Origin of the sequence: Acinetobacter sp. Marseille-Q1623, from assembly GCF_902809895.1 — a bacterium.
Classification (GTDB): Bacteria; Pseudomonadota; Gammaproteobacteria; order Pseudomonadales; family Moraxellaceae; genus Acinetobacter; species Acinetobacter piscicola_A.
The window spans coordinates 2,508,748-2,533,500 of the sequence record NZ_CADDWG010000001.1 but is presented as its reverse complement, the minus strand read 5'-3'; the positions used below and the strand labels follow the sequence as shown (position 1 = coordinate 2,533,500).

The following is a 24,753-nucleotide window of genomic DNA, read 5'->3' as shown; positions in this document are numbered from 1 at the left end:
TTTTCATGCAGTGGCTTCTGTCAAAATCTATAAAAATAAAGTATTTAATTTTAGAAATGACAATTAATATTGATGAAATCGCCCGTACTTTAGCTGCATGTCAAGAATATGAGATTTCGGCTTTACATTGGGATGAGCATCGCAAAGCTGCATTAGCCCATGCATTAAAAAAATATACCGATGAACCGTTTAAAGTCTATCGATTACTGCGTAAAGAGCAGGGTGAAACACTTTATTTGCTGTGTCTGGATTCTCATCAAACAGCTAAAGCCTGTGAAGCAGAATATCGTCAAGCAAGTTTTTTAAGGCGAAGTGTACCTTTCCTCTTATTATTTACCCTATTTTTACTCACTGCATTCTTTGCAAAATATAAAGATGCCTTTTTATCGGCGACATTTTTAATCAGCATGCCTTTTGTGATGGGAGCATTATTTGAATACGTGCGTAGCGTGAGTAGCAAACGTGTTGCAAGTGTCAAAAATGTATTAAAAACCCAATTGTGGATCATGCTTATTATCTTGGTCATCAGTATTTTTGTACTCAAAGAAGGTACGATTTGCGTAATTATGGCATTGCCCTTGCTTTTCGCTGCACTGGTGATCGGTGCTTTATTGATGCGTAGTTTATGTCAGTATTTATGGAAGCCGACCAACAAAATCTATTCTTTGGCATTACTGCCACTTTTATTGATTGGTTTTTTACCGAAACACAGTACTGATCAATTTGGAAAAGTTGAACGTACAATAGTCATCAATGCCCCGATTCAGCAGACTTTTGATGCAATTTCAGATGTGCAGAAAGTTCAAGAACATGAGATTGCCCATAATTTTATTTTTACCATGGGTTTTCCAAAACCAATGCTTGGGCAAAATGAAGCAACTCAGGCAGGTTTGCTACGCCATATTTATTGGCAACGGGGTATTTATTTCCAAGAAAAAGTCACCCGTTTTGAGCCACCTTATGTTTTAGCATGGAAACCTGAATTTAACAAAGCGTCATTTCCCCAAGGTTCTTTAGATGATCATATCGAAATCGGTGGGCAATATTTTGATGTTTTATCCAGTGAATATCGTCTAGTACAGATTTCACCACAGCAAACCCAACTTATTTTGAGCATGGATTATCGTTTAAGTACTGACATGAATTGGTATAGTGATTTATGGGTTCAATACGTACTGAATCAATTTAGTGATGTCGTGATGAATATTTATAAAAATCGACTAGAACATCGTTCAATTGCATGACAAAGATATACATCAATTTGTAGTCCTATTGCACCCAAAATTACTGATACATACTTGCCAATTGCTGACCTGCATTTTGATATAAAGTATTAGAATACTCCTGTTGCGCCCGACCATGTTGTTGTAAAAACTGTTGCAAACGTGCGTTATAACGGGCGCTTCCATAAATCATTGTATTCTTCGCAAATAAATACAATGGATACCATGCTACAGCGCGTGGTTTTAAACCGAGCGCTTTCATTTTTTTCTTACCAATAAACCATTGGGTAATATCTAAATGATTACGATAGGCTTTTTTCTGTAAAAAGGTTTTGAAATATGGATATTGTCGTTCGAAAGGTTCTTTAGATAAACTGACGGCTAAGGTACGACTACTGTCATCAGTCGCAGGATGGGCATAATTCATCCATTGCAGTAATTTCCATCCTTCAGATTCTTTGTTGACGAGCCATTTTTCATCAATACCCATTAACCATCCTGTATATTTCCAAAAATGTAATACCGCTTCCGATTCGGCTTTACTTGGAAAAATCCCTAAAACACGTGAACCGATTAACAACAAACCACTAAAGGCAATATTGGTCATCGCTTGGTCATACTGATTAATGGGTGTACCCCAAAATGCATGATCCCAATCTTTAGATTTATTGAGCTGAAAACGTACTAAGGCATGAATAAAACGGACATAAATGGTTGAGATAAAACCTGAGTTGAAACGCTGAAAACTTTGCTGTTGATTGACATCGAGCCACCATTTTTGCGTTTCGGCTAAACGCTTGCCTGCATATTGATTTAATGCACCCGTCATAATCAAGGGTTGATTAAATCCCGGGAATTGATAACCGACCATCAGAGCAGCATCCCGTAAAATAAATGTACTGTTATGCCCAAGCCGATGGGTAAACTTAACTGCTGTGGTTAATTTCTCAGGTTCAAGCCATACAGGTGGGGTGGTCACCAAGTCGAAAAAATCAGTTAAAACGGGTTCATCAATATCAAGCTTTTCTACCCCCTGATACAAGGCTGTTTCAAATAACTTACGATTGCGCCGTGGATTCTCCATTACCCATTGCATCACTTTGTCCATGGCAACATCACCTGTGAACAAACTCTGATTTAATTCAAGATAATCCTCATAGCTTGGAATAAAGTGCTGATCAGTGAAATGATTTAAGATTTTTGAAATCAAGTCGCTGTGACGCATTTTTTCAAATGATGCCAAACGTTTCGCAATCATTGGTTCTGACATAGCAGTCTCTTGTTGATTATTATTTGTTCAAACTTTAATATGAATAATTATTCGCATTCAATTCGCATTTTGAAAATGCACTAAATCACTCATAAAAGAGACAATAAATGAGAAAACAACCCCAACAACAAAGAGCTATTCAGATTGTGAATGATATTTTAGAAGCGACACAATACTGCATAGTCGAACAGGGGATACACCAACTGACCACACCCAAGATCTCAGAAAAGTCAGGTGTTAGTGTTGGCTCAATCTATCAGTACTTTGAAAATAAAGAACAAATTATTGATGAACTTCTGCGTCGAAAGAGTGAAAATCTTGGGATGGCACTGAAAGAACTTACAACCCAACAAAAACAACGACCTTTAGAGCAATTGATTCCAATCAGCATTCAGTTTGGTTTTGATATGATGAAAGCCGATAACGGTTTTTTTATCGAAGTATTAAAACATTGGCATCAATATATTAACTCAGAAGCAGCGCAGATCGTTGAACAACACTTTTTTGAAGTGGGTATCTATGTGTTTAATCAGTTTTTTCAGCATTGGAGTTTCGAAATGCTGAAAAATAAGTCATTTGTGATCGTTAATAGCACGTTATTTACCATGATGCGCTATGTGAGTAACAATAGTTTTCTTATTTCAGAACAACAGCTTAAGAAAGAACTGACCATGATGATATTGGCTTATTTAGAGGTGGAAAATATAAATGAAATAAAATAATAAATAAAAAATTAATTAAAAACATAAGTTTAGTTTGTTTATTGATTGAAAGTTAGACATGTAAATACTTAATTTAAAAAAAGGGGTTGTGTCATATCTGAAATGCTGTAGAATGCACATCCATCGGCGGTGATGAAGATTAAAACTTCTGATAAAACAATGACTTGATTGAATTGATTAAGTTGGGTTTTAGAAGGAAGGATTAAAAATAATTTTCATTACATGTTGACTTTCTAGAGATAGAGAGTAATATAGCTGACCTAGCTTGATGCTGACGAAGCATTAAGAAGATCATTAAGAGAATATGAAGAACAACTTGTGTGGATTTTTACTGGTTGATTGATCGAAATTATTTTCATTGATTGATGGTAGAAATTACTCGAAGTTTATTTGAGCAATTTTTGTCAGTAATTGATGAGCCAAGATTGGCACCCTTATAGGTGCTATTGATTTTAAACTGAAGAGTTTGATCATGGCTCAGATTGAACGCTGGCGGCAGGCTTAACACATGCAAGTCGAGCGGGGGAAGGTAGCTTGCTACTGGACCTAGCGGCGGACGGGTGAGTAATACTTAGGAATCTGCCTATTAGTGGGGGACAACGTTTCGAAAGGGACGCTAATACCGCATACGCCCTACGGGGGAAAGCAGGGGATCTTCGGACCTTGCGCTAATAGATGAGCCTAAGTCGGATTAGCTAGTTGGTGGGGTAAAGGCCTACCAAGGCGACGATCTGTAGCGGGTCTGAGAGGATGATCCGCCACACTGGGACTGAGACACGGCCCAGACTCCTACGGGAGGCAGCAGTGGGGAATATTGGACAATGGGGGGAACCCTGATCCAGCCATGCCGCGTGTGTGAAGAAGGCCTTATGGTTGTAAAGCACTTTAAGCGAGGAGGAGGCTACTTTGGTTAATACCTAAAGATAGTGGACGTTACTCGCAGAATAAGCACCGGCTAACTCTGTGCCAGCAGCCGCGGTAATACAGAGGGTGCGAGCGTTAATCGGATTTACTGGGCGTAAAGCGTACGTAGGCGGCTTTTTAAGTCGGATGTGAAATCCCTGAGCTTAACTTAGGAATTGCATTCGATACTGGGAAGCTAGAGTATGGGAGAGGATGGTAGAATTCCAGGTGTAGCGGTGAAATGCGTAGAGATCTGGAGGAATACCGATGGCGAAGGCAGCCATCTGGCCTAATACTGACGCTGAGGTACGAAAGCATGGGGAGCAAACAGGATTAGATACCCTGGTAGTCCATGCCGTAAACGATGTCTACTAGCCGTTGGGGCCTTTGAGGCTTTAGTGGCGCAGCTAACGCGATAAGTAGACCGCCTGGGGAGTACGGTCGCAAGACTAAAACTCAAATGAATTGACGGGGGCCCGCACAAGCGGTGGAGCATGTGGTTTAATTCGATGCAACGCGAAGAACCTTACCTGGTCTTGACATAGTAAGAACTTTCCAGAGATGGATTGGTGCCTTCGGGAACTTACATACAGGTGCTGCATGGCTGTCGTCAGCTCGTGTCGTGAGATGTTGGGTTAAGTCCCGCAACGAGCGCAACCCTTTTCCTTATTTGCCAGCACTTCGGGTGGGAACTTTAAGGATACTGCCAGTGACAAACTGGAGGAAGGCGGGGACGACGTCAAGTCATCATGGCCCTTACGACCAGGGCTACACACGTGCTACAATGGTCGGTACAAAGGGTTGCTACCTAGCGATAGGATGCTAATCTCAAAAAGCCGATCGTAGTCCGGATTGGAGTCTGCAACTCGACTCCATGAAGTCGGAATCGCTAGTAATCGCGGATCAGAATGCCGCGGTGAATACGTTCCCGGGCCTTGTACACACCGCCCGTCACACCATGGGAGTTTGTTGCACCAGAAGTAGGTAGTCTAACCGCAAGGAGGACGCTTACCACGGTGTGGCCGACGACTGGGGTGAAGTCGTAACAAGGTAGCCGTAGGGGAACCTGCGGCTGGATCACCTCCTTAACGAAAGATTGACGATCGGTAAGAATCCACAACAAGTTGTTCTTCATTGAAGTATCTGAGGGTCTGTAGCTCAGTTGGTTAGAGCACACGCTTGATAAGCGTGGGGTCACAAGTTCAAGTCTTGTCAGACCCACCATTCTGACGAACACATTATTTAATTGAAAAATTAAATATTGAGTACAGGGAATTAGATATTTTAGATCTTAAGCTGGGGACTTAGCTTAGTTGGTAGAGCGCCTGCTTTGCACGCAGGAGGTCAGGAGTTCGACTCTCCTAGTCTCCACCACATTCTTACAGAATGTTAACTAGCTAATAAACAAGCAAATAAAATGATAGCTTATAGAGCTTAGTGATAAAGAAGCGTATAATACGCTGCATTGTTATTAAGCTCTGTGATTTATCACAGTTGACTGCGATCTGACGAAGACGTAGTGAATCATTAACAGAATATATTTGAGTTGAAATAAATTGTTCATACTCGTTTCAAGTAGGCAACTACAAGAAATGAGTTACTAGCGATAAAACTGAATCAAGCGTTTTGGTATATGAATTTAGATTGAAGCTGTACAGTGCTTAAGTGCACAAGACGCCAACTGTATGATTGACTGAGTAATTAGTTGATCTGTTGCTCATCCTACTTGTAGGGATGAACGACTGTTTGGGGTTGTATAGTCAAGTAATTAAGTGCATGTGGTGGATGCCTTGGCAGTCAGAGGCGATGAAAGACGTAATAGCCTGCGATAAGCTTCGGGGAGGCGGCAAATATCCTGTGATCCGGAGATTTCTGAATGGGGAAACCCACTTACCATAAGGTAGGTATCGTATGATGAATACATAGTCATACGAGGCGAACGAGGGGAAGTGAAACATCTCAGTACCCTTAGGAAAAGAAATCAATTGAGATTCCCTCAGTAGCGGCGAGCGAACGGGGATCAGCCCATTAAGTTATATGTGTTTTAGCGGAACGCTCTGGGAAGTGCGACCGTAGAGGGTGATAGTCCCGTACACGAAAGGGCACATATAATGATGACGAGTAGGGCGAGGCACGTGAAACCTTGTCTGAATATGGGGGGACCATCCTCCAAGGCTAAATACTCCTGACTGACCGATAGTGAACCAGTACCGTGAGGGAAAGGCGAAAAGAACCCCTGTGAGGGGAGTGAAATAGATCCTGAAACCGCATGCATACAAGCAGTGGGAGCCGACTTGTTCGGTGACTGCGTACCTTTTGTATAATGGGTCAGCGACTTATATTCAGTAGCAAGGTTAACCGTATAGGGGAGCCGTAGAGAAATCGAGTCTTAATAGGGCGTATAGTTGCTGGGTATAGACCCGAAACCGGGTGATCTATCCATGAGCAGGTTGAAGGTTGGGTAACACTAACTGGAGGACCGAACCCACTGTCGTTGAAAAGCCAGGGGATGACTTGTGGATAGGGGTGAAAGGCTAATCAAACTCGGTGATAGCTGGTTCTCCCCGAAAGCTATTTAGGTAGCGCCTCGGACGAATACCATTGGGGGTAGAGCACTGTTTCGGCTAGGGGGTCATCCCGACTTACCAAACCGATGCAAACTCCGAATACCAATGAGTACTATCCGGGAGACAGACTGCGGGTGCTAACGTCCGTAGTCAAGAGGAAAACAATCCAGACCGCCAGCTAAGGTCCCAAAATCTATATTAAGTGGGAAACGATGTGGGAAGGCATAGACAGCTAGGAGGTTGGCTTAGAAGCAGCCACCCTTTAAAGAAAGCGTAATAGCTCACTAGTCGAGTCGGCCTGCGCGGAAGATGTAACGGGGCTAAAATATAGTACCGAAGCTGCGGATGTATACTATGTATACGTGGTAGGGGAGCGTTCTGTAAGCCGATGAAGGTGGATTGAGAAGTCTGCTGGAGGTATCAGAAGTGCGAATGCTGACGTGAGTAACGACAAAACGGGTGAAAAACCCGTTCGCTGAAAGACCAAGGGTTCCAGTCCAACGTTAATCGGGGCTGGGTGAGTCGACCCCTAAGGCGAGGCCGAGAGGCGTAGTCGATGGGAAATTGGTTAATATTCCAATACTTCTGTGTAATGCGATGAGAGGACGGAGAAGGTTAAGTCAGCCTGGCGTTGGTTGTCCAGGTGAAAGGTTGTAGGCATGTATCTTAGGCAAATCCGGGGTACTCTATGCTGAGAACTGATAGCAAGCTGTACTTGTACAGTAAAGTGGCTGATACCATACTTCCAAGAAAAGTCTCTAAGCTTCAGTTACACAGGAATCGTACCCGAAACCGACACAGGTGGTCAGGTCGAGTAGACCAAAGCGCTTGAGAGAACTCTGCTGAAGGAACTAGGCAAAATGGTACCGTAACTTCGGGAGAAGGTACGCTGCTTTTGGTGATGGAACTTGCTTCCTGAGCTGAGAGCAGCCACAGAAACTAGGCCCCTGCAACTGTTTATTAAAAACATAGCACTCTGCAAACACGAAAGTGGACGTATAGGGTGTGATGCCTGCCCGGTGCTGGAAGGTTAATTGATGGGGTTAGCGTAAGCGAAGCTCTTGATCGAAGCCCCAGTAAACGGCGGCCGTAACTATAACGGTCCTAAGGTAGCGAAATTCCTTGTCGGGTAAGTTCCGACCTGCACGAATGGCATAATGATGGGGGCGCTGTCTCCAGCAGAGGCTCAGTGAAATCGAAATCGCCGTGAAGATGCGGTGTACCCGCGGCTAGACGGAAAGACCCCGTGAACCTTTACTGCAGCTTGACATTGAACTTTGATCTTACTTGTGTAGGATAGGTGGGAGGCTTTGAAACCGAGACGCTAGTTTCGGTGGAGCCAATCTTGAAATACCACCCTGGTAATATTGAGGTTCTAACTCTGCTCCATTATCTGGAGCGAGGACCATGTCTGGTGGGTAGTTTGACTGGGGCGGTCTCCTCCTAAAGAGTAACGGAGGAGTACGAAGGTGCGCTCAGCGTGGTCGGAAATCACGCGTAGAGTATAAAGGCAAAAGCGCGCTTAACTGCGAGACCCACAAGTCGAGCAGGTACGAAAGTAGGTCTTAGTGATCCGGTGGTTCTGTATGGAAGGGCCATCGCTCAACGGATAAAAGGTACTCTGGGGATAACAGGCTGATACCGCCCAAGAGTTCATATCGACGGCGGTGTTTGGCACCTCGATGTCGGCTCATCTCATCCTGGGGCTGAAGCAGGTCCCAAGGGTATGGCTGTTCGCCATTTAAAGAGGTACGCGAGCTGGGTTTAGAACGTCGTGAGACAGTTCGGTCCCTATCTACCGTGGGCGCTGGAAATTTGAGAGGATCTGCTCCTAGTACGAGAGGACCAGAGTGGACGAACCTCTGGTGTACCGGTTGTGACGCCAGTCGCATCGCCGGGTAGCTATGTTCGGAAGGGATAACCGCTGAAAGCATCTAAGCGGGAAGCCTACCTCAAGATAAGATTTCCCTAGGACTTTATGTCCTCTAAAGAGCCGTTGAAGACTACGACGTTGATAGGTTGGATGTGGAAGTGCAGCGATGCATGAAGCTGACCAATACTAATTGCTCGTGAGGCTTGACTATACAACACCCAAACAGTTGTATGTTTCAATGAATTCAAAGCAAAATGCTTGATTTAGTTCAAAAGCTAGTTACAATAGCAACTCAAATTATCCTGTTAATAACTCATTTGGTACGAAGTAAGGCATACACTGTAAATCACAGTTTAAATAAGACCCGAATAAGGTCCATAACAGTTTGCTGGCGACAATAGCAAGAGTGAACCACCTGATCCCTTCCCGAACTCAGAAGTGAAACCTCTTAGCGCTGATGGTAGTGTGGGATTACCCATGTGAGAGTAAGTCATCGCCAGCTTTTAAATCTAAACACCCTCAACTGAAAGGTTGGGGGTGTTTTTTATGCTTGTCTAAAGTAAAAAGAAAAATGTACGACTTGATGAGTCGTTTGGTTGAATTTAAATATTTTATCCTAAAGTTTTTTCGGTTAATTTATGATTTAAATGCTAATCAGATCATCAATTCCTATGCAAGCTAAGCCTTATTTACGTTATGTAGAAATAAAAGAACCAAATCAACATGATTGGTCACTTTATCCATTTAATATTCCTGCTGTTAATGATATGGAAAATATTGATTTTCATGCTGATGTAACATTTTTTGTAGGGGATAATGGTTCTGGTAAGTCTACAGTATTAGAGTCGCTTGCATTAGCACTTGGATTTTCAGAAGAGGGAGGGACTTTAAATGTGCAATTAAATTCTGCAAGTAGTAGTTCCAACTTGTATGAAGCTCTAAAACTGATTAAAAGCTATAAAAAGCCGAAGGATTACTATTTTCTACGTGCTGAAAGCTTTTATAACGTTGGCACGTATATGAATGAATTAGGTTATATTGACGGGTATGGTGGAAATATTCATGAACGGTCGCATGGGGAGGCTTTTTTTAAAATATTGAGCCATAAATTAAGAGGGAATGGCTTATATTTGCTTGATGAACCAGAAGCAGCTTTATCTCTTTATATGCAAATGACAGCATTGGCAGTTATAGATCAATTATGTAAAGATCAATCACAGCTTATCATTGCTACACATTCACCAATTTTACTTGCTTATCCCAATGCAACGATTTATCAATTTTCTGATACTGGAATTAAAAAAGTAAAGTATGAGGAAACAGATCATTTTAGAATTACACGTGATTTTTTAAATAATTATGAAAAAAGAGTTGAGCAGTTATTAAAGGAAGATGATTCATAAAATTTTTCAACTCTTCAATGATAATTTCTTATTTTATTCAAATAGGATTGCAAATCTATTTAGAAAAATTAAAGATAATCAGTGTGTAAAATAAATATAAATCAATAAAAATTAAGCATTAAAAATCATATTTTGATAAATTTTATATTATTTAAAATCATATATTTATTAGATTTATATGACTATAAATCTTTATTATCCCTTTGTCTAATTGTCCCTAAAACTTGCTCTGATTATATTTCGAAACCTTGAATTTTACTTAAAAATTCATCTGAAATATTGGACAAGTACTCATGGGAGATGAGAACGATGACGACGGAAAATTTAGATATTAACTCGATAGTCGATAAAGCAAAATTTACCCCGTTCCACTTCAATGTAGTGGCTTGGTGTTTATTGATTATTTTGTTTGATGGCTATGATTTAGCGATTAATGGTGTGGTATTGCCACTCTTAATGCAAGATTGGGGGCTATCTGCGATGCAAGCAGGAATGCTTGCCAGCACTGCATTAGCAGGTATGATGTTTGGTGCAATGTTCTTTGGCTCTTTAGCCGATAAGATTGGTCGTAAAAAAGTCATTATGATCTGTATTGTACTTTTTAGTGGATTAACTTTCGCAGGTGGTTTTGCTTCAAATCCAACTGAATTTGCAATTTTGCGTTTTTTAGCAGGTTTAGGAATTGGCGGTGTCATGCCAAATTTGGTTGCATTAACTTCTGAATATGCACCCATTAAAATGCGCAGTACATTGGTTACAACCATGTTCAGTGGTTATGCCGTTGGTGGTGTCATGGCTGCTTTATTAGGTTCATGGTTTACCCCAAGTTTTGGTTGGCAAATCATGTTCTTTATTGCAGGGATTCCATTATTTTTATTGCCTGTAATTTGGAAGTTTCTACCAGAGTCTTTGGCATTTATTGTAAAAGAAAATAAGCAAGAAAAAGCCAGAAGTATTGTGCGTCGTTTAGCGCCGAATGTGACGGTGACAGATGGGACAAATTTTACTTTACCTAAAGTTGAAGTACCTGAAGCTGCCAACGTGGTCAGCTTATTTCGTCGTGGGCGCGCAACCAATACATTCCTATTTTGGTTAGCATTTTTTACATGTTTATTGACGATGTATGCATTGAGTAGTTGGTTACCAAAATTGATGATGGCAGCAGGTTATTCAATGGACAATAGCTTGATGTTTATGATGGTCATGAATGTCGGTGCGGTTGTTGGGATTGTAGGTGGTGGTATCCTTGCGGATCGTTTCCATTTAAAACCTGTTTTGATGGTTCTTGGCATGATGGGTGCGATTGTCATGAGTTTAATGGGCTTCCAATCAAATCAATTCTTGTTATACATTTTAGTTTTCTTAGCAGGTGCGGCCTCAATTGGTTCGCAAATGTTGTTATATAGCTATGTTGCACAATATTATCCTTTAGCGATTCGTTCAACAGGAATTGGTTGGTCTTCGGCAATTGGTCGTATGGGTGCAATTGTTGGACCCATTTTAATTGGTGGCTTGTTAGGGATGAATTTGCCTGCACATTTTAATTTTATTGCAGTGGGTTTACCTGTATTAATTACTGCAATTGCAGTTGCTTTAATTATGCATGATGATGAATCTGAAAAAGTAGCTGCAAGCTCAGGCGTTGCTGCAAAAGCTTAATTGCACTCTATACTAAAGACCTCCATTTATTGGAGGTCTTTTTTTGAGGCCACAACAAAAGTTGCACATTGCTTTGTATGGAATGAATACATAATATAAAGATTGATCTTGAGCATCGAGTTATTCTAATGAAATTAAATTCATTTTCACCTATTCCTGAAGATGATGAAGAACTGCATCTTCCAGCATTAGTTTATTGGTCATCTTTAGGTGATCTAGAACAAGTTGAGAAATGTCTTGCTGATGGGATTGATGTAAATACTACAGATGACGAAGGCTATAGTGCTTTGCATGCTGCTGCTGAAAATGATCATTTAGCTGTTGTAAAATTATTGATAGTACATGGCGCAGATGTGGCATATAAAGCTGAATATACTGCTTTAGAACTTGCTGAAATGGCTGACAATACGCAAATCGTCACCTACTTAAAAAATTTAAAATCATAAAAATTTCAAAACTAAAAAAGAAACCCCATCATCCTGACGGGGTTTCTTTGTATTGGTGAGTTAGATTTGACTCCTGTCGAATCTCACGTTCCTGATGCTCAGACTGATGATTATTGTTTTATGTCTGGGAAACTTCCTGTTCCCTATGTGTCTAGAATAGATAATTTAGAATGATCTTACTAGAGGAGATTTTCTGTAATTGATGTAGGTGATTTCTTACATGGTGATGGCAATATCATGATTTGATTTTAAGTGTTTTCATAATCAATCTTTTGTAATTGAAAAAAGCCCCGATTTTTGATCGGGGCTTTTCTATGATCTGTTTATTGTCGTTTCTACTTATAAATTTCTTTTTCACTTATTCGTGTATTTTTTATTATTCATCCCCAAATGTCATCTATCCCTGATGAGCTTTGCCAAATTCCCTATTGGCTTTTTGTTATATGGAAACTTCCTGTTTCCTGATGTATGTAGAATATCCAAAACATAGGATGAGGAAAAGCTGTCAAAAACCTCAGTTTTTGTACGCAATGGATTACAACACAATTGATATTAAAAGAAGTGCTTTTGAACGATTTTTTATCTTAGAAAAATGAAAAGAATGACCTCAATTTGTCATCAAATTTACCTAAAACGGTCATTTCTATAGGTTTAAATGAAAGCATTTATTGATGAAAATAAGTGACCATTCATATGATGAAGAAATTATACATTGCACTGTTAACTACGGGTCTTTTCACTTTAACAGCATGTAATGACGATGATCACAACGTGATAGCTGACTCCAATATAAAAGAGCCAACGTTAGTGTCTTTTGCACAATTGGATGTTGAAACTTATGCCGCAGGCCCGAACTCAGGTTTGGCTGTGAAAGGAGGGAATGGTATTTTTCCACCCTTTAAAGGTCAGCCTGTACAAGGTTTTTCAGGTGCTTTAAAAAATACTGATGGGACGTATATGGTCATGGCAGACAATGGTTTTGGTGCACAAGACAATTCAGCCGATTTCTTATTACGTATTTATCAAATTAAACCTGATTTTAGAACAAAAACTACGGGTTCAGCTCAAGTTCAAGTGATGAGTTTTATACAGTTACGTGATCCGAATAAATTGATTCCTTTTGATATTATCAATCAAAATACCACTGAGCGTCTGTTGACAGGTGCAGATTTTGATCCTGAATCTATTCAAAGAACAGAAGATGGTAGTTACTGGATTGGGGATGAGTTTGGTCCATATTTACTGCATTTTGACAAAGACGGTGTGTTATTAGATGCGCCGATTTCATTGCCAAATCCATTACAACCAGGAACTGAATTACGTTCGCCACAAAATCAATTGAATAAAGCGAATATTGATTATGTTGCCCCCTTGGTACAGCAAAGTGGTGGTTTTGAAGGCATGGCACTGTCTAAAGATGGTCAATATCTGTATCCATTATTAGAAAAGCCACTTAAAAATTCAGCACAACGTCAGTTGATCATTTCTCAGTTTGATCTTAGGCAAAAGGCATATACAGGCAAATATTATTTGTTTGATTTACATGATAAAGCCACTGCGATTGGTGATTTCCAACTATATAGTAATGACGCTGGTATTCTAATTGAACGTGATGATTCTGAAAATAAATTAGAGGGTTATAAGAAGCTTATTCATGTGAAATTGGGTCAATCAGGGCAAACGATTCAGCGTCATGAATTGGTTGATTTGATGAAGATTCACAATCCCAATGCACTGTATGGGACGGCGCGTACAGGAGATGTGGGCACAGGTGTAAATTTTGCATTTCCATTCTTTACCATAGAAGATCTGATTATTGAAAATAAAAATACACTTACAGTGTTGAATGACAATAATTTTCCGAGCTCTTCAGGACGTAATGCAAATAAAGCAGACAATAACGAGATGATTCAAATTCGATTGCCTAAAGATTTGTATTAAGTTCTATGCGTCAAGCTGAGCGCCTAAATTAGGCGCTTTGTTTTTATCTGCATGATAAACAGGCGTATACTGTACCGACATCAGGAGTAATTATGTCTGACACAGTTGAGTCTGCGGTTTATATCGAATATGGCACACGTCCTTTTTATGCCATTTTATTGTCGCTATTCTTAGCAGGATTCGCTGTCTTTTCATCGCTGTATTGTGTACAACCGATGATGCCTTTTTTAGCTAAATTTTTTCAAATTAGCCCTACACATAGTAGTTTTCCACTGTCATTTTCGACCATTGCTTTGGCTTTAGGTTTGTTATTTGCAGGTCTTATTTCGGACAGATTTGGTCGTAAGAAGATCATGGTCATTGCTTTATTTTCCACAGCAAGTTTGTTATTGATCAGTTCATTTTTACCGTATTGGGAAATTTTTCTCATAACTCGAATGATGATTGGTTTAGCAGTCAGTGGTGTTGCCTCAGTGGCGATGACTTATATTGGTGAGGAAATTGCACAAAAAGATGTGGGTTTTGCGATGGGATTGTATATCTCAGGCACCGCTATCGGTGGCATGGGTGGGCGTTTAATTGCTGGGGTGTTATTGGACTTTATCTCATGGCAAAAGGCAACGCTGATCATTGGTTTGTTAAATTTGTTGATTGCTTTCGTTTTTTATATTGCTTTGCCAAGTTCGAAACATTTTAAAGCTTATCCGATTCAACTGAAGCGCTTTACTGAGTCTTTTCGAAAAAACTTAGCAGATCGCAAACTACGCTTATTGTTTATCGAAGGTTTTATTCTCATGGGCTGTTTTGTTACAGTTTTTAATTACATGAGTTATCACTTGTTAGAAAAACCTTTTGAGTTGTCTCAAACATGGATTGGCCTGATCTCGATTGCTTATTTATCAGGAATTTACAGTTCGCCGCGTGCTGCAAGTTGGAGCCGTAAATTTGGACGTGATAAAGTCTTGATTGCGATGTTTTGCACCATGATCTTGGGTTTGTGGATCATGTTGATTCCATCACTTTGGGTGGTTTTGCTGGGTTTGTTGATTTTTACTTTTTCATTTTTTGCCGCACATTCAACGTCAAGCAGTTGGGTATCGGTTCAGTCTCTAAAATATCGTGCAGTAGGATCATCACTGTATTTATTTTTCTACTATTTGGGTTCTAGTTTTTTAGGCAGTGCCAATGGATTGGTTTGGGAAAAATATGGATGGTTTGGATTAACCCTTACCATCACAGTGATCTTATTACTTGGCGTATGTATAGCTTACAAGTTATATCAAATGCAGAAAATTACGACAAGTGATTAATGATTTAAGTGACTTTGAATAAACTCAATACTGCTTTTTTTCAGTTGCTCCAATGCTTCAGCTTCTACAGGATAGTGCCCACCTTTGGGTAGCATCACCACTTGATGTGGAACAGACAAACGTTCAAGTACAGGTTGGCTCAGTTGTAAGGGTGTCCAATGGTCTTCCGCAGGTTGTGTTAGGAGCACAGGGCATTGGGTAAAACTGGATAAATTATATTTAGGTTTATAGTTCATATAGCTGTTTAAGAACTTGATCGACATGGCATTACCTGCCGAAGTATTGTCATTGAGCATAATTTTTAAAGCTTGTGGGTCGTTGGTAAGTGCATACATTTTAGACACTAAGGACATAGGTAAAGGAACACTGTTCACTACAGGCGTTATTGCGCCAATTTTCATGCCTGGTAAAAGTACAGGGCTTAAGTAGCTAAAACGCATCGTTCCTTTTTTTACCGCTAAACGTTGTTGGTCTAAAAAAGTCATTCCAATGATCCCTTTGACATGTTTATTTTGCATTGCGACATGCATAGTGAGCATGCCGCCTGCAGATAAGCCATACAGGAAAATTGGACGTTGATCTTTTTGTGCTTCAGCATCAATAAAATCACTGACCAATTGCACCCAATCATCATAACGAATAGCACTTTTTGATGGGTATTGTGTAAGCCCATAACCTGGTAAATCCAATGCCATTGTTTCATAGCCTGCCTGTGCTAAGGGGTGACCTAAAATCAGACTGAGCTGTCGTCCATTTGTCCCAACACCATGTAATAAGATCACTTTTGCAGATGCATTGGGTTGTGGATAGTAGTCAACATGAACATTGGTTTTTTGCCATTGCCAAAAATATTCTTGTGGCTGATTGTTTTTATCGAGTTGATAAGCTTCAGGCAAACGGGTTTGTAAATCTTTCCATGCTTGTTGATTTTTATAAAATTTTTCTTTGATTGGTGCTGACCAACCTAAGGTTTGAAAAAACATTAGAAAAGACAGCAGGATACGTTTTAAAAACATGACCTATTTCTCATTTTTATTTTGAGATAGATTAGTCTGATTCGCGCGTGAAGAAATATGCAAAAAGTATTATTTATTTGTTATAAAATGAACAAAAATGCAAGTATTGATATTTTATTTATGATTTATAAGGAAATTTTAAATTTCTTTAAATCCGTCATTTGTCGGAAAAGGTTGGAATTTTGCAACAAAGCTTAAATCTTGCTGACTTTTTCGACTTATTTGTTCTGTGTAAATTATAATCAAACATCATGAATCAAATTCATGGTAAAATGATCAGCTTTCATCTTTGATCAGATTTTATCTGATATCAGATCTTCCTTCTGCCAGCCGAGAATTGCTAGCCATGTCTACTGCTTATACCATGCAGACGGCGCCTAAGGCGTTGTTTGATTACGACAAATATTGGGCATCATGTTTTGATCCTGCACCATTTTTGCCGATGTCACGTGAGGAAATGGATTTACTCGGCTGGGACAGTTGTGACTTTATTTTAGTCTGTGGCGATGCTTATATTGATCATCCGTCTTTTGTTTCGGGCATTATTGGTCGTGTGCTTGAAGCGCAAGGTTTCCGTGTTGGTATTATTGCACAGCCCGACTGGACTTCGGCTGAAGCATTCAAAGTCTTGGGTAAGCCGAATATTGCATGGGGTGTGACCGCAGGTAATATGGATTCTATGATCAACCGTTATACGGCAGATCGTAAAATTCGTTCAGATGATGCCTATTCTCCAGATAATCAACCCAACAAACGTCCAGACCGTGCTGCAACTGTGTATTGTCAGCGTTGCCGTGAAGCCTTTCCTGATGTGCCAGTGTTGTTAGGTGGGATTGAAGCTTCTTTACGTCGTATTGCACATTATGACTACTGGTCCGACAAAGTCCGCCGTTCAGTATTGATGGATTCAAAAGCAGATTTGTTGATGTACGGTAACGGTGAGCGTTCAATCGTAGAAGTCATGCATCGCCTTGCTAAGGGTCAAAAAATCCATGAAATCACCGATGTTCGCGGTACAGCATTTATTATCAATAAAAATAATCGTGCCTCTAAAGCACAGTTTGTAGAAATTGCCTCCAATGATGTCGATGCGATTGGTCGTGTAGATCCAATCATCAATCCTTATGTGATGACGGAAGATTTGGATGGCTGTGAAATTGAAAAAGATAAGGGCAACTCTTTAACCCAGTATCAAAATTTCCAGAAAGAAATTGTGGCGAATCCAATTGTCCGAGAAGGTGACAACCTGGATGAAAATACGCAGATTGTTCAATTACAACCTGCCTCTAAAGCCATTAAACACAAATTGCCACCCCGTGAATTGGCAGTCATTCGTTTACCTGCTTTTGAAGAGGTGGCGAATGATCCTGTTTTGTATGCACATGCCAACCGTATTTTGCATTTGGAAACCAATCCGGGGAATGCACGTGCTCTGGTTCAGAAGCATGGTGAGCGTGATGTTTGGTTAAACGCACCGCCAATTCCATTAACCACGGAAGAAATGGATTATGTGTTTGACTTGCCATACGCACGTCTGCCACATCCTGCCTATGGTGAGGCACGTTTCCCTGCATTCGACATGATTAAATTCTCTGTAAATATCATGCGCGGCTGTTTTGGTGGTTGTACCTTCTGTTCGATTACAGAACACGAAGGGCGTATTATCCAGAACCGTTCCGAAGAATCCATTTTACGTGAAGTGGAAAAAATCCGTGATACAGCACCGGGCTTTACGGGTATTATTTCAGACTTAGGTGGCCCAACGGCGAATATGTATCGCTTGGCTTGCAAAGATCCTGAAATTGAGAAAAACTGTCGTAAGCCTTCATGTGTATTTCCGGGTGTCTGTCAGAACTTACATACGGATCATGCACCATTAACGCAGTTGTATCGTAAAGCACGTGCTTTACCGGGCATTAAAAAGATTTTGATTGGTTCGGGACTACGCTATGACTTAGCGGTATTGAACCCTGAATATGTCAAAGAGCTTGTACAGCATCATGTCGGTGGTTATTTAAAAATTGCGCCTGAACATACCGAAAAAGGTCCATTGTCGAAGATGATGAAACCTGGGATCGGAACGTATGACCGTTTCAAACAAATGTTTGACCGTTTCAGTAAGGAAGCGGGTAAAGAGCAGTATTTGATTCCGTACTTTATTGCTGCGCATCCAGGTACGACTGATTATGACATGATGAATCTGGCGATCTGGTTGAAAAAGAACGGTTTCCGTGCCGATCAGGTACAAACCTTCTATCCATCACCGATGGCAACAGCGACCACCATGTACTACACAGGTAAAAACCCGCTTGCGAAAGTGGCACGTTATACTGAAGATGTTGACATTGTGAAAGGTGAGAAACGTCGTCGTCTGCATAAAGCATTCTTGCGTTATCATGATCCAAACAACTGGCCTTTATTGCGTGATGCATTGAAGGAAATGGGTCGTCAGGATTTGATTGGTAACTCAAAACAACATTTGATTCCGACTTATCAGCCTGCAAGTGTTGAGGGTGAGTACAAGTCTGCACGTAAGAAAAACTCAAGCGTGGCGGGCGACTCACAAAAACGCACAGGTGAACAAGGTATTCGAAGCAAAGTGGGACAAACTCAGTCACGTCCATCGAATACGAAAAAACGTCCTGAACGTGGGCAGATCTTGACACAACATACAGGTTTACCACCACGTGAAACAGGTGATAAAAAACCGTTTGGCGGTAATGGTAAAGGAAAGTCTAAGCCAAAAAATAGAGCTTAAATTTTAGAAGATGTGCTAGGTTAAAAGAGGGTGCTTAAGCATCCTTTTTTAATATTACATAAATTGTCAAACAATATGACCTATCTTTTATCGGTAAAAGTTGAAATTTCTGATGATTATCGCTATAAATGAAATATGGGAATGTCATTTTTTTGTCATAAGAAAAGCGTATCTTAGCGTTGTAACATAAAATTGTTGATCAATTGAACAAAAGTAAGATAACTATAAGCCAATAGGTGAATTTTAAAGTGAATATGAAATCTAATACTTTAGATGATACCTTTAACTTATTGATAGAAAAGTGAAATAAAAAGCGGTATAAAAACCGATAAATTATAAAAATAGATAAGGAATTTAACTCATGGATTTACTGTTACTTGTAACGCTTGCAATATTGGCTGTTGTAAGTGTTATTGCTTATAATGGATTGAAGAATAAGCAAAAAATAGATAGTCCTTTAAGACAGCGTGCTGTTTTTAATTCGCATGAATTAATGACGTATACACGTATTCAAGAAATTTTACCTTCTGCAAATATTTTAGCACATGTATCTTTTGATGCATTGTTGACCACTAAATATTTACATACACGCCGTAAATATCAAAAAATGTTTGCAGATTTCGTTGTGTTAGATCATGAATTTAAAGTCATTGCGGTCATTACATTAGATGATCCGAATGTTATGAAATGGATGAATACCGAACAAAACCAAGATACTTTACTTGAAATGGCGGGTTATCGTGTGATTCGTTATCAAGGTGTGCCAGAGTATCAACAATTACGTGAAGACTTCATGGCAGTCGGTGCACAGAGTCATGAGACTTTGACCACGCAACCAGCAGCTGGTTTAGAAGAATATGCAGAACGTTTAGCTCGTCCTCGTGTCTTTGGCTAATAAAAAGTGCATGTATACACCATGCACTTTTTTATGTCATTAAAGTGTAGTATTAAAATTAGGCTTTTACAGCAACTACTGTAAGTTCAACTAAAACCTTGGGATCATATAATTGTGCTTCTACACAGGTACGTGGCAGTGCTTCAATATCTGCAACCCATGCATCCCAAACTTCATTAAACGCAGCATAATCTTTTTCTATATCTTTTAAATAGATCGTTACGGACATGATCTGGCTTTTGTCTGTACCTGCATCTGCGAGGAAACGATCAATCATATCAAAAGTTTGTTGGGTTTGACCTTTGATGTCTAAACTTAAATCACTTGCCAATTGACCTGCCAAATGTACTAAATTTCCTGAAATTGCCACTTCTGAAAAGCGTGGAGTAATGTGTAAACGTTGTACAGTCATGCGAATACTCATCTATTTTTTTATCGCTGAATTTTACGTGATGATCTTGCGTATGAATATGTGTTTTTAGGGAAATAGGTAAATTTTTTCCATATGTGATAAATATTTTTCTTTAAAAATCATCATAATTTTTTGTTCAGGACAAATGATGATATTACCTAAGTTGAAAAATACGATATGGGCTTGTCTGAGTTGATTTAAGCAAAAAGCAATAGAGCTATGTGTGGGGCACAGTTGTGGTAGCCCATGAATATTGTCAAGCGTAAACATCTGATTTTTCATATTTTCACCTATCAAGGTTATTAAAAATGAAGGCTATACACCTCCATTTGCATACTGTTTTAGTGGTGTGCTGTTGCTGTATCGTGTTTAAGTTCTGATTTTGGTTTTGTGCTGACTTGATACCAATCGATATGTCGGGTGATAAACATAATGGCTGCAAGGACAATGAAAGAAATGACTGAGCCAATGAGGAAAGTTTTACCATTTGACTGTAATAGCAGGTAGATCACGGCATAAAGCATACTTAAAATGAGGCTAAAGACGGCAGCAGCTTTAACACCACGCATAACAAAGAATAAGTACCATGTCATGAGGCTGATACAGGCAATTGCTGCAACAAGGTAAGCCCATGTAAAAGCATAATATTCACTCATGGACAGGAGTAGAACAAAGAAAATACCTTGTGCCATTGCAACCAATGCATATTGAATCGGGTGAATACGTAGACTTTTCAGTACTTCAAAGATAAAGAAGCAACCAAAAGTAATCAGAATAATCACGATGCCGTATTTGATGGCACGATCCGTTTGCGTATAGACATTGACTGACTCTAAAAACTCAGTAGACAGCCCAATTTTTTCAACAGTGTTGGTCTCTTCATCAGGAGAATCATGATGGTTATGTGTTAAATAAGCATTGCTGAGCTGACGCATACATTCGCTATTTTCACAATTTGCGATTTTATTGAGATTTTGCTGCCCGAGAGCAATATTTTTCCATTGTGCACTGAATTGTTCAGTCTGACTCATTTTGGTATAAGGTAAACTTTGTCCATCATATTTCGTATCTGCCCAATTGCCTTTTGCATCGTAAGTGACATGTTGGCTGGTTGGAATGAGGTTAAACTGACTTAAACCCGTAAGCTTAAGCTGTAGATTAAAGTTAAATCCATTTTGAATAGCTTTGAGAATTTCAGGATATTTGTCTACCGAAATGTGCATAAAATCAAAGCCTGATTCACTATTGCCTTGATCACTGATTTGAAATGGATAGTTTTGATTGAAAATTTGTATACTGGGTTGTTGGTCTAAACCACGAGGGTCTTTGACAGGTAAAATGATCTGTGCACGTTTCCAATGATATTTTTTATGTGTGATTTCAGGTTTTGCAAAGTGACCTTTTGCTGACAAGTCTGCTTGATAACTGACAGCACGATAAATCGTTCGTTTATAGGTATCATCTGTGACTTTGAAGTTGGCTAGCCAATGGGTGTGATCTGCGCCAAAGTAGCTAAAGTGTTCTTCAGTACATGGGAAAGATTTTTTTTGTTCATCAACACAGACTTTTTCTTCACTGTAGGGAACTCGAACATAGGGCGCGATGATACTTTGAGGGCTGATTTGTGTACTTGAAATATCACGAATAAAATCTTGTTGATAGCTTTGACGTTCTGAGACCAAGTGACTGATAAATAATAGTCCTATCCAAAAAATTGCCATTAAAATCATCATCGTAATGATCTTTAATGTGAGAAAATTAGAACGCATAAGTTTTTCCTGAATCTTATAGTGTCAGGAAATAGTCTGTAAAACGCTGATGTATTTTATTTGATGTGCTGTTGAGTTTTATATGAAGTTTGGGTGAAGTTTTCGTGCAATGATTTTAAGGTAATTGAATACTCAGCATGACACCCCGTTGATGGGGTTGAATCACAGCGATTTGATTTTCCTGAATATTCTCAATGAAAATCTGCCCATGATGTTGTTCAATCACTTGTTTGACGATACTGAGCCCGATACCTGAACTCCGTTGTTGTGAAAGCGGACGAGGCAAAGAAAAATAAGTATTAAAGACTTGCGATAGGGCGTAGTCAGGAATCCATTCTCCTTCATTAAATATTTTAAATTCAATACCCTGATGGTTTTTTTTGTGATGTAGCTGAAGCAAAATTTTGGCTGAATGCGGTACGAAGTCCAAAGCATTATCCAAGACATTGGCAATGGTTTGTTGTAACCAAAAACGATCTGCTTGGATCATGCATTCATTTTCAATCTCAAGTAAACATTGAATTTTTTTATGCTGCATCTGACTGGTATATTGCTGCAAAACCTGTTGAATCAACGCGGATAAATTAAAAGTTTGGCGTTCGATTTGATGTTTAGATTTTTCTAAACGTGTCAGTAAGAGCATTCGATCAATCAAAATTTTTAGACGTTGACTTTGTTCATGGATATGAGTGGCAAATTGCTGTTGATGCTGTAAAGGCAGATCTTCTTTAAGTAATTCGGCACTTGCTTGGATGGCGGTTAATGGACTTTTTAGTTCATGCGTGAGTGTGTTGACATAGTGCTCGACATAGGCACGATCTTCAAGTTTTTCTCTCATCGTTTCAATCGCTTGTGACACAAGATTTAACTCTTGTGCAGAACGAAAATGTGGTGCTTGATTGACAGGGGCAAGGGCTTGGGCATATTTACGCACACGGTCAATACTGTGTTTGAGCCAATAACCGACCAAACTGGCGAGAAATAAGCTCAGCAGCGTAATCCATGCTGCTTGACGGAAAAGCTGATTTTCAGAACGTTGAATATAAGGTTGAACAGAACGATTTGGCTTACCGATACTGACCACGCCAATCAGTTGCTGCTGTTGCTTGACCTGATAATAAATCGGTGCAGCAATAAACATGGTGCTATTACTGCTGCCAAGATCATTGCCTTTCATATCATAATTGCGGGTTGAGCGTACGCCGTATTTCCCTTGTAACGTCAGATAGATATCATTCCATTGGGAATAATCTTGCCCTGTGGCGATGCCTTGAGAATCATAGATCACAATGCCTTTTGCGTCAGTGATATAAATCTGTTGGTTAATCTCTTTTTTGTTGTGCTGCCAAATGGTGGCATTGAGTTTGCGGTTCAGGGCTTGTTGGATTTTTTGATCAAATTGTGCCGTACTGACTTTATGCTCATATACATCTTCAGCGACTAACATCGCGATAATATTGGCATTTTCTGCAAGTGTATCTTCAACCACTTGGCGTACATTGGGTTTGACTTGTTGGTTAAATGTATAGGACATAAACCACAGTCCGAGCAAAATGATCAAACCAAAGAAAAACCAAATACGAATGAAAATGGACATGTTATTGCATTCTTTTTAGGCTATAACCAAAACCACGATGAGTTTGAATCGGATCGTGTATAGCTGTAATCAGTTTGAGTTTTTGTCTTAAACTTTTGATATGTGTATCGACTGTGCGTTCCAAACTATGTTCAGGATGTTCCCAAATATGATCCATCAATTGTTGCCGACTAAACACCTGTTCAGGATGATCAATGAACAATTTCAATAAACGATATTCATAACGGGTCAGTTGCAACATTGTTCCAAAATAATAAATTTGTAGAGCTTCTTCGACACAGTGCCAAACTTTAGCAGATGCTGTGAGGGGCTCTATCGTTATTTCAGTACGGACATTTTCATTAGATGGCGTATGTTGTAATTGATTTTGAATTTCCATTCTGCGCCAAATGGCTTTGATGCGAGAGACAATTTCCCGTGAACTAAAGGGTTTTGTACAGTAATCATCTGCACCGATTTCTAAACCGACTATACGATCAATTTCATCATCGCGTGCTGTTAAAAATAACAATGGAGTATGATTAAATTGACGAATTTTTTTACAGACATCAAAGCCATTTAAGTCGGGTAAACCCACATCTAAAATAATAAAATCAAAGTTTTGTTGTTGCACATCGGCAATTGCTTGTGTGCCTGTATTTGCCCAAGTGACTTGCCAATCTTCACGTTCAAGTGCATAACGTAAAGGCATTAAAATAGCGGCATCATCTTCAATACATAAAATCTGTTTTTTATTATTCATCGGACTTAGAATTTCATTGAATCGATTTGAGTGTACTGAAAATCAATCTTTTAGGCGAATGAAATTTAGATGAAGTTTGTGTGAACTTTAGAAAAACTAAAATGCGGAATTGTGCAAAGGTGGGAACAATTTACCCATATTATTCTGAGTGCCCTGTAACATTCGGATTTGATCGTCACGCCAATCACAGGACAGCAGAGTAAAAGTATTGGTGACTTCTACTGACTCAGCAGATACATGGATAATG

At 39.6% G+C, this 24,753-nt stretch carries 16 protein-coding genes, 2 tRNA genes and 3 rRNA genes; 14 read left to right on the top strand and 7 right to left on the bottom strand.

Annotation, left to right across the window (positions count from 1 at the left end; genetic code table 11):
• Positions 1–56 precede the first annotated feature (56 nt).
• A complete protein-coding gene (locus HUV91_RS12040; protein WP_174493505.1) occupies positions 57–1,244 on the top strand; it encodes a hypothetical protein in 1,188 nt (395 codons plus the stop codon).
• A 40-nt stretch (positions 1,245–1,284) separates the two neighbouring features.
• On the opposite strand, the gene HUV91_RS12035 is transcribed toward HUV91_RS12040, so the two are convergent.
• Positions 1,285–2,493 (bottom strand): oxygenase MpaB family protein, encoded by a 1,209-nt coding sequence (locus HUV91_RS12035; RefSeq protein ID WP_174493504.1) that lies wholly within the window; start codon positions 2,491–2,493, stop codon positions 1,285–1,287.
• Positions 2,494–2,600: 107 nt separating this feature from the next.
• Between HUV91_RS12035 and HUV91_RS12030 the strand changes: the two genes are divergently transcribed.
• The 11 genes from HUV91_RS12030 to HUV91_RS11980 all read left to right on the top strand — a co-directional run bounded on the left by HUV91_RS12030 (position 2,601) and on the right by HUV91_RS11980 (position 15,317).
• A complete protein-coding gene (locus HUV91_RS12030; protein ID WP_174493503.1) occupies positions 2,601–3,215 on the top strand; it encodes a TetR/AcrR family transcriptional regulator in 615 nt (204 codons plus the stop codon).
• Between the two features lie 454 nt (positions 3,216–3,669).
• Positions 3,670–5,206: ribosomal RNA gene (locus HUV91_RS12025) — 16S ribosomal RNA — on the top strand.
• A 59-nt stretch (positions 5,207–5,265) separates the two neighbouring features.
• Positions 5,266–5,342 (top strand) — tRNA-Ile (locus HUV91_RS12020).
• 74 nt (positions 5,343–5,416) lie between these two features.
• A tRNA-Ala gene (locus HUV91_RS12015) sits at positions 5,417–5,492 on the top strand.
• Positions 5,493–5,876: 384 nt separating this feature from the next.
• Positions 5,877–8,769: ribosomal RNA gene (locus HUV91_RS12010) — 23S ribosomal RNA — on the top strand.
• A 176-nt stretch (positions 8,770–8,945) separates the two neighbouring features.
• A 5S ribosomal RNA gene (gene rrf / locus HUV91_RS12005) occupies positions 8,946–9,060 on the top strand.
• Together the 16S, 23S and 5S rRNA genes with 2 tRNA genes alongside form the textbook arrangement of a ribosomal RNA operon.
• A 169-nt stretch (positions 9,061–9,229) precedes the next feature.
• The gene (locus HUV91_RS12000) at positions 9,230–9,961 is read left to right on the top strand and encodes an AAA family ATPase (RefSeq protein WP_174493502.1); all 732 of its coding nucleotides are present in this window, start codon (positions 9,230–9,232) and stop codon (positions 9,959–9,961) included.
• A gap of 309 nt (positions 9,962–10,270) precedes the next feature.
• Positions 10,271–11,620 carry an aromatic acid/H+ symport family MFS transporter gene (locus tag HUV91_RS11995; RefSeq protein WP_174493501.1) on the top strand — a complete coding sequence of 450 codons (1,350 nt, stop codon included), beginning with the start codon at positions 10,271–10,273 and terminating at the stop codon, positions 11,618–11,620.
• 128 nt (positions 11,621–11,748) lie between these two features.
• Entirely contained in the window at positions 11,749–12,066 is a 318-nt protein-coding gene (locus tag HUV91_RS11990; RefSeq protein ID WP_174493500.1) for an ankyrin repeat domain-containing protein, read from the top strand.
• 693 nt (positions 12,067–12,759) lie between these two features.
• Positions 12,760–14,007 carry an esterase-like activity of phytase family protein gene (locus HUV91_RS11985; RefSeq protein WP_174493499.1) on the top strand — a complete coding sequence of 416 codons (1,248 nt, stop codon included), beginning with the start codon at positions 12,760–12,762 and terminating at the stop codon, positions 14,005–14,007.
• Between the two features lie 92 nt (positions 14,008–14,099).
• Positions 14,100–15,317: an MFS transporter gene (locus HUV91_RS11980; protein ID WP_174493498.1), complete on the top strand. Its 1,218-nt coding sequence runs from the start codon at positions 14,100–14,102 to the stop codon at positions 15,315–15,317.
• Here HUV91_RS11980 and HUV91_RS11975 read toward each other — a convergent pair.
• Positions 15,314–16,333 carry an alpha/beta hydrolase gene (locus tag HUV91_RS11975; RefSeq protein ID WP_217431198.1) on the bottom strand — a complete coding sequence of 340 codons (1,020 nt, stop codon included), beginning with the start codon at positions 16,331–16,333 and terminating at the stop codon, positions 15,314–15,316. The two genes, HUV91_RS11980 and HUV91_RS11975, sit on opposite strands and share 4 nt — an antisense overlap.
• Positions 16,334–16,679: 346 nt before the next feature.
• Here HUV91_RS11975 and HUV91_RS11970 point away from each other — a divergent pair, with 346 nt between their 5' ends.
• Positions 16,680–19,091, top strand: coding sequence for a YgiQ family radical SAM protein (locus HUV91_RS11970; protein WP_174493497.1), 2,412 nt, complete (start codon positions 16,680–16,682; stop codon positions 19,089–19,091).
• A 361-nt stretch (positions 19,092–19,452) separates the two neighbouring features.
• Complete coding sequence (locus HUV91_RS11965) at positions 19,453–19,986, top strand: DUF2726 domain-containing protein (RefSeq protein WP_174493496.1); 534 nt, start codon at positions 19,453–19,455, stop codon at positions 19,984–19,986.
• Between the two features lie 58 nt (positions 19,987–20,044).
• Here HUV91_RS11965 and HUV91_RS11960 read toward each other — a convergent pair whose 3' ends face one another.
• The 5 genes from HUV91_RS11960 to creB form a co-directional block, all read right to left on the bottom strand.
• Complete coding sequence (locus HUV91_RS11960; protein WP_174493495.1) at positions 20,045–20,398, bottom strand: RidA family protein; 354 nt, start codon at positions 20,396–20,398, stop codon at positions 20,045–20,047.
• Positions 20,399–20,464: 66 nt separating this feature from the next.
• Positions 20,465–20,680 carry a hypothetical protein gene (locus HUV91_RS11955; RefSeq protein WP_227554759.1) on the bottom strand — a complete coding sequence of 72 codons (216 nt, stop codon included), beginning with the start codon at positions 20,678–20,680 and terminating at the stop codon, positions 20,465–20,467.
• A gap of 59 nt (positions 20,681–20,739) precedes the next feature.
• Positions 20,740–22,167, bottom strand: coding sequence for a cell envelope integrity protein CreD (creD, locus tag HUV91_RS11950; RefSeq protein WP_174493494.1), 1,428 nt, complete (start codon positions 22,165–22,167; stop codon positions 20,740–20,742).
• A 115-nt stretch (positions 22,168–22,282) separates the two neighbouring features.
• On the bottom strand, positions 22,283–23,764 hold the full coding sequence (gene creC, locus HUV91_RS11945) for a two-component system sensor histidine kinase CreC (RefSeq protein ID WP_174493493.1): 1,482 nt from the start codon (positions 23,762–23,764) through the stop codon (positions 22,283–22,285).
• A 1-nt stretch (position 23,765) separates the two neighbouring features.
• Positions 23,766–24,506, bottom strand: coding sequence for a two-component system response regulator CreB (gene creB, locus HUV91_RS11940; RefSeq protein WP_174493492.1), 741 nt, complete (start codon positions 24,504–24,506; stop codon positions 23,766–23,768).
• Between the last annotated feature and the right edge of the window lie 247 nt (positions 24,507–24,753).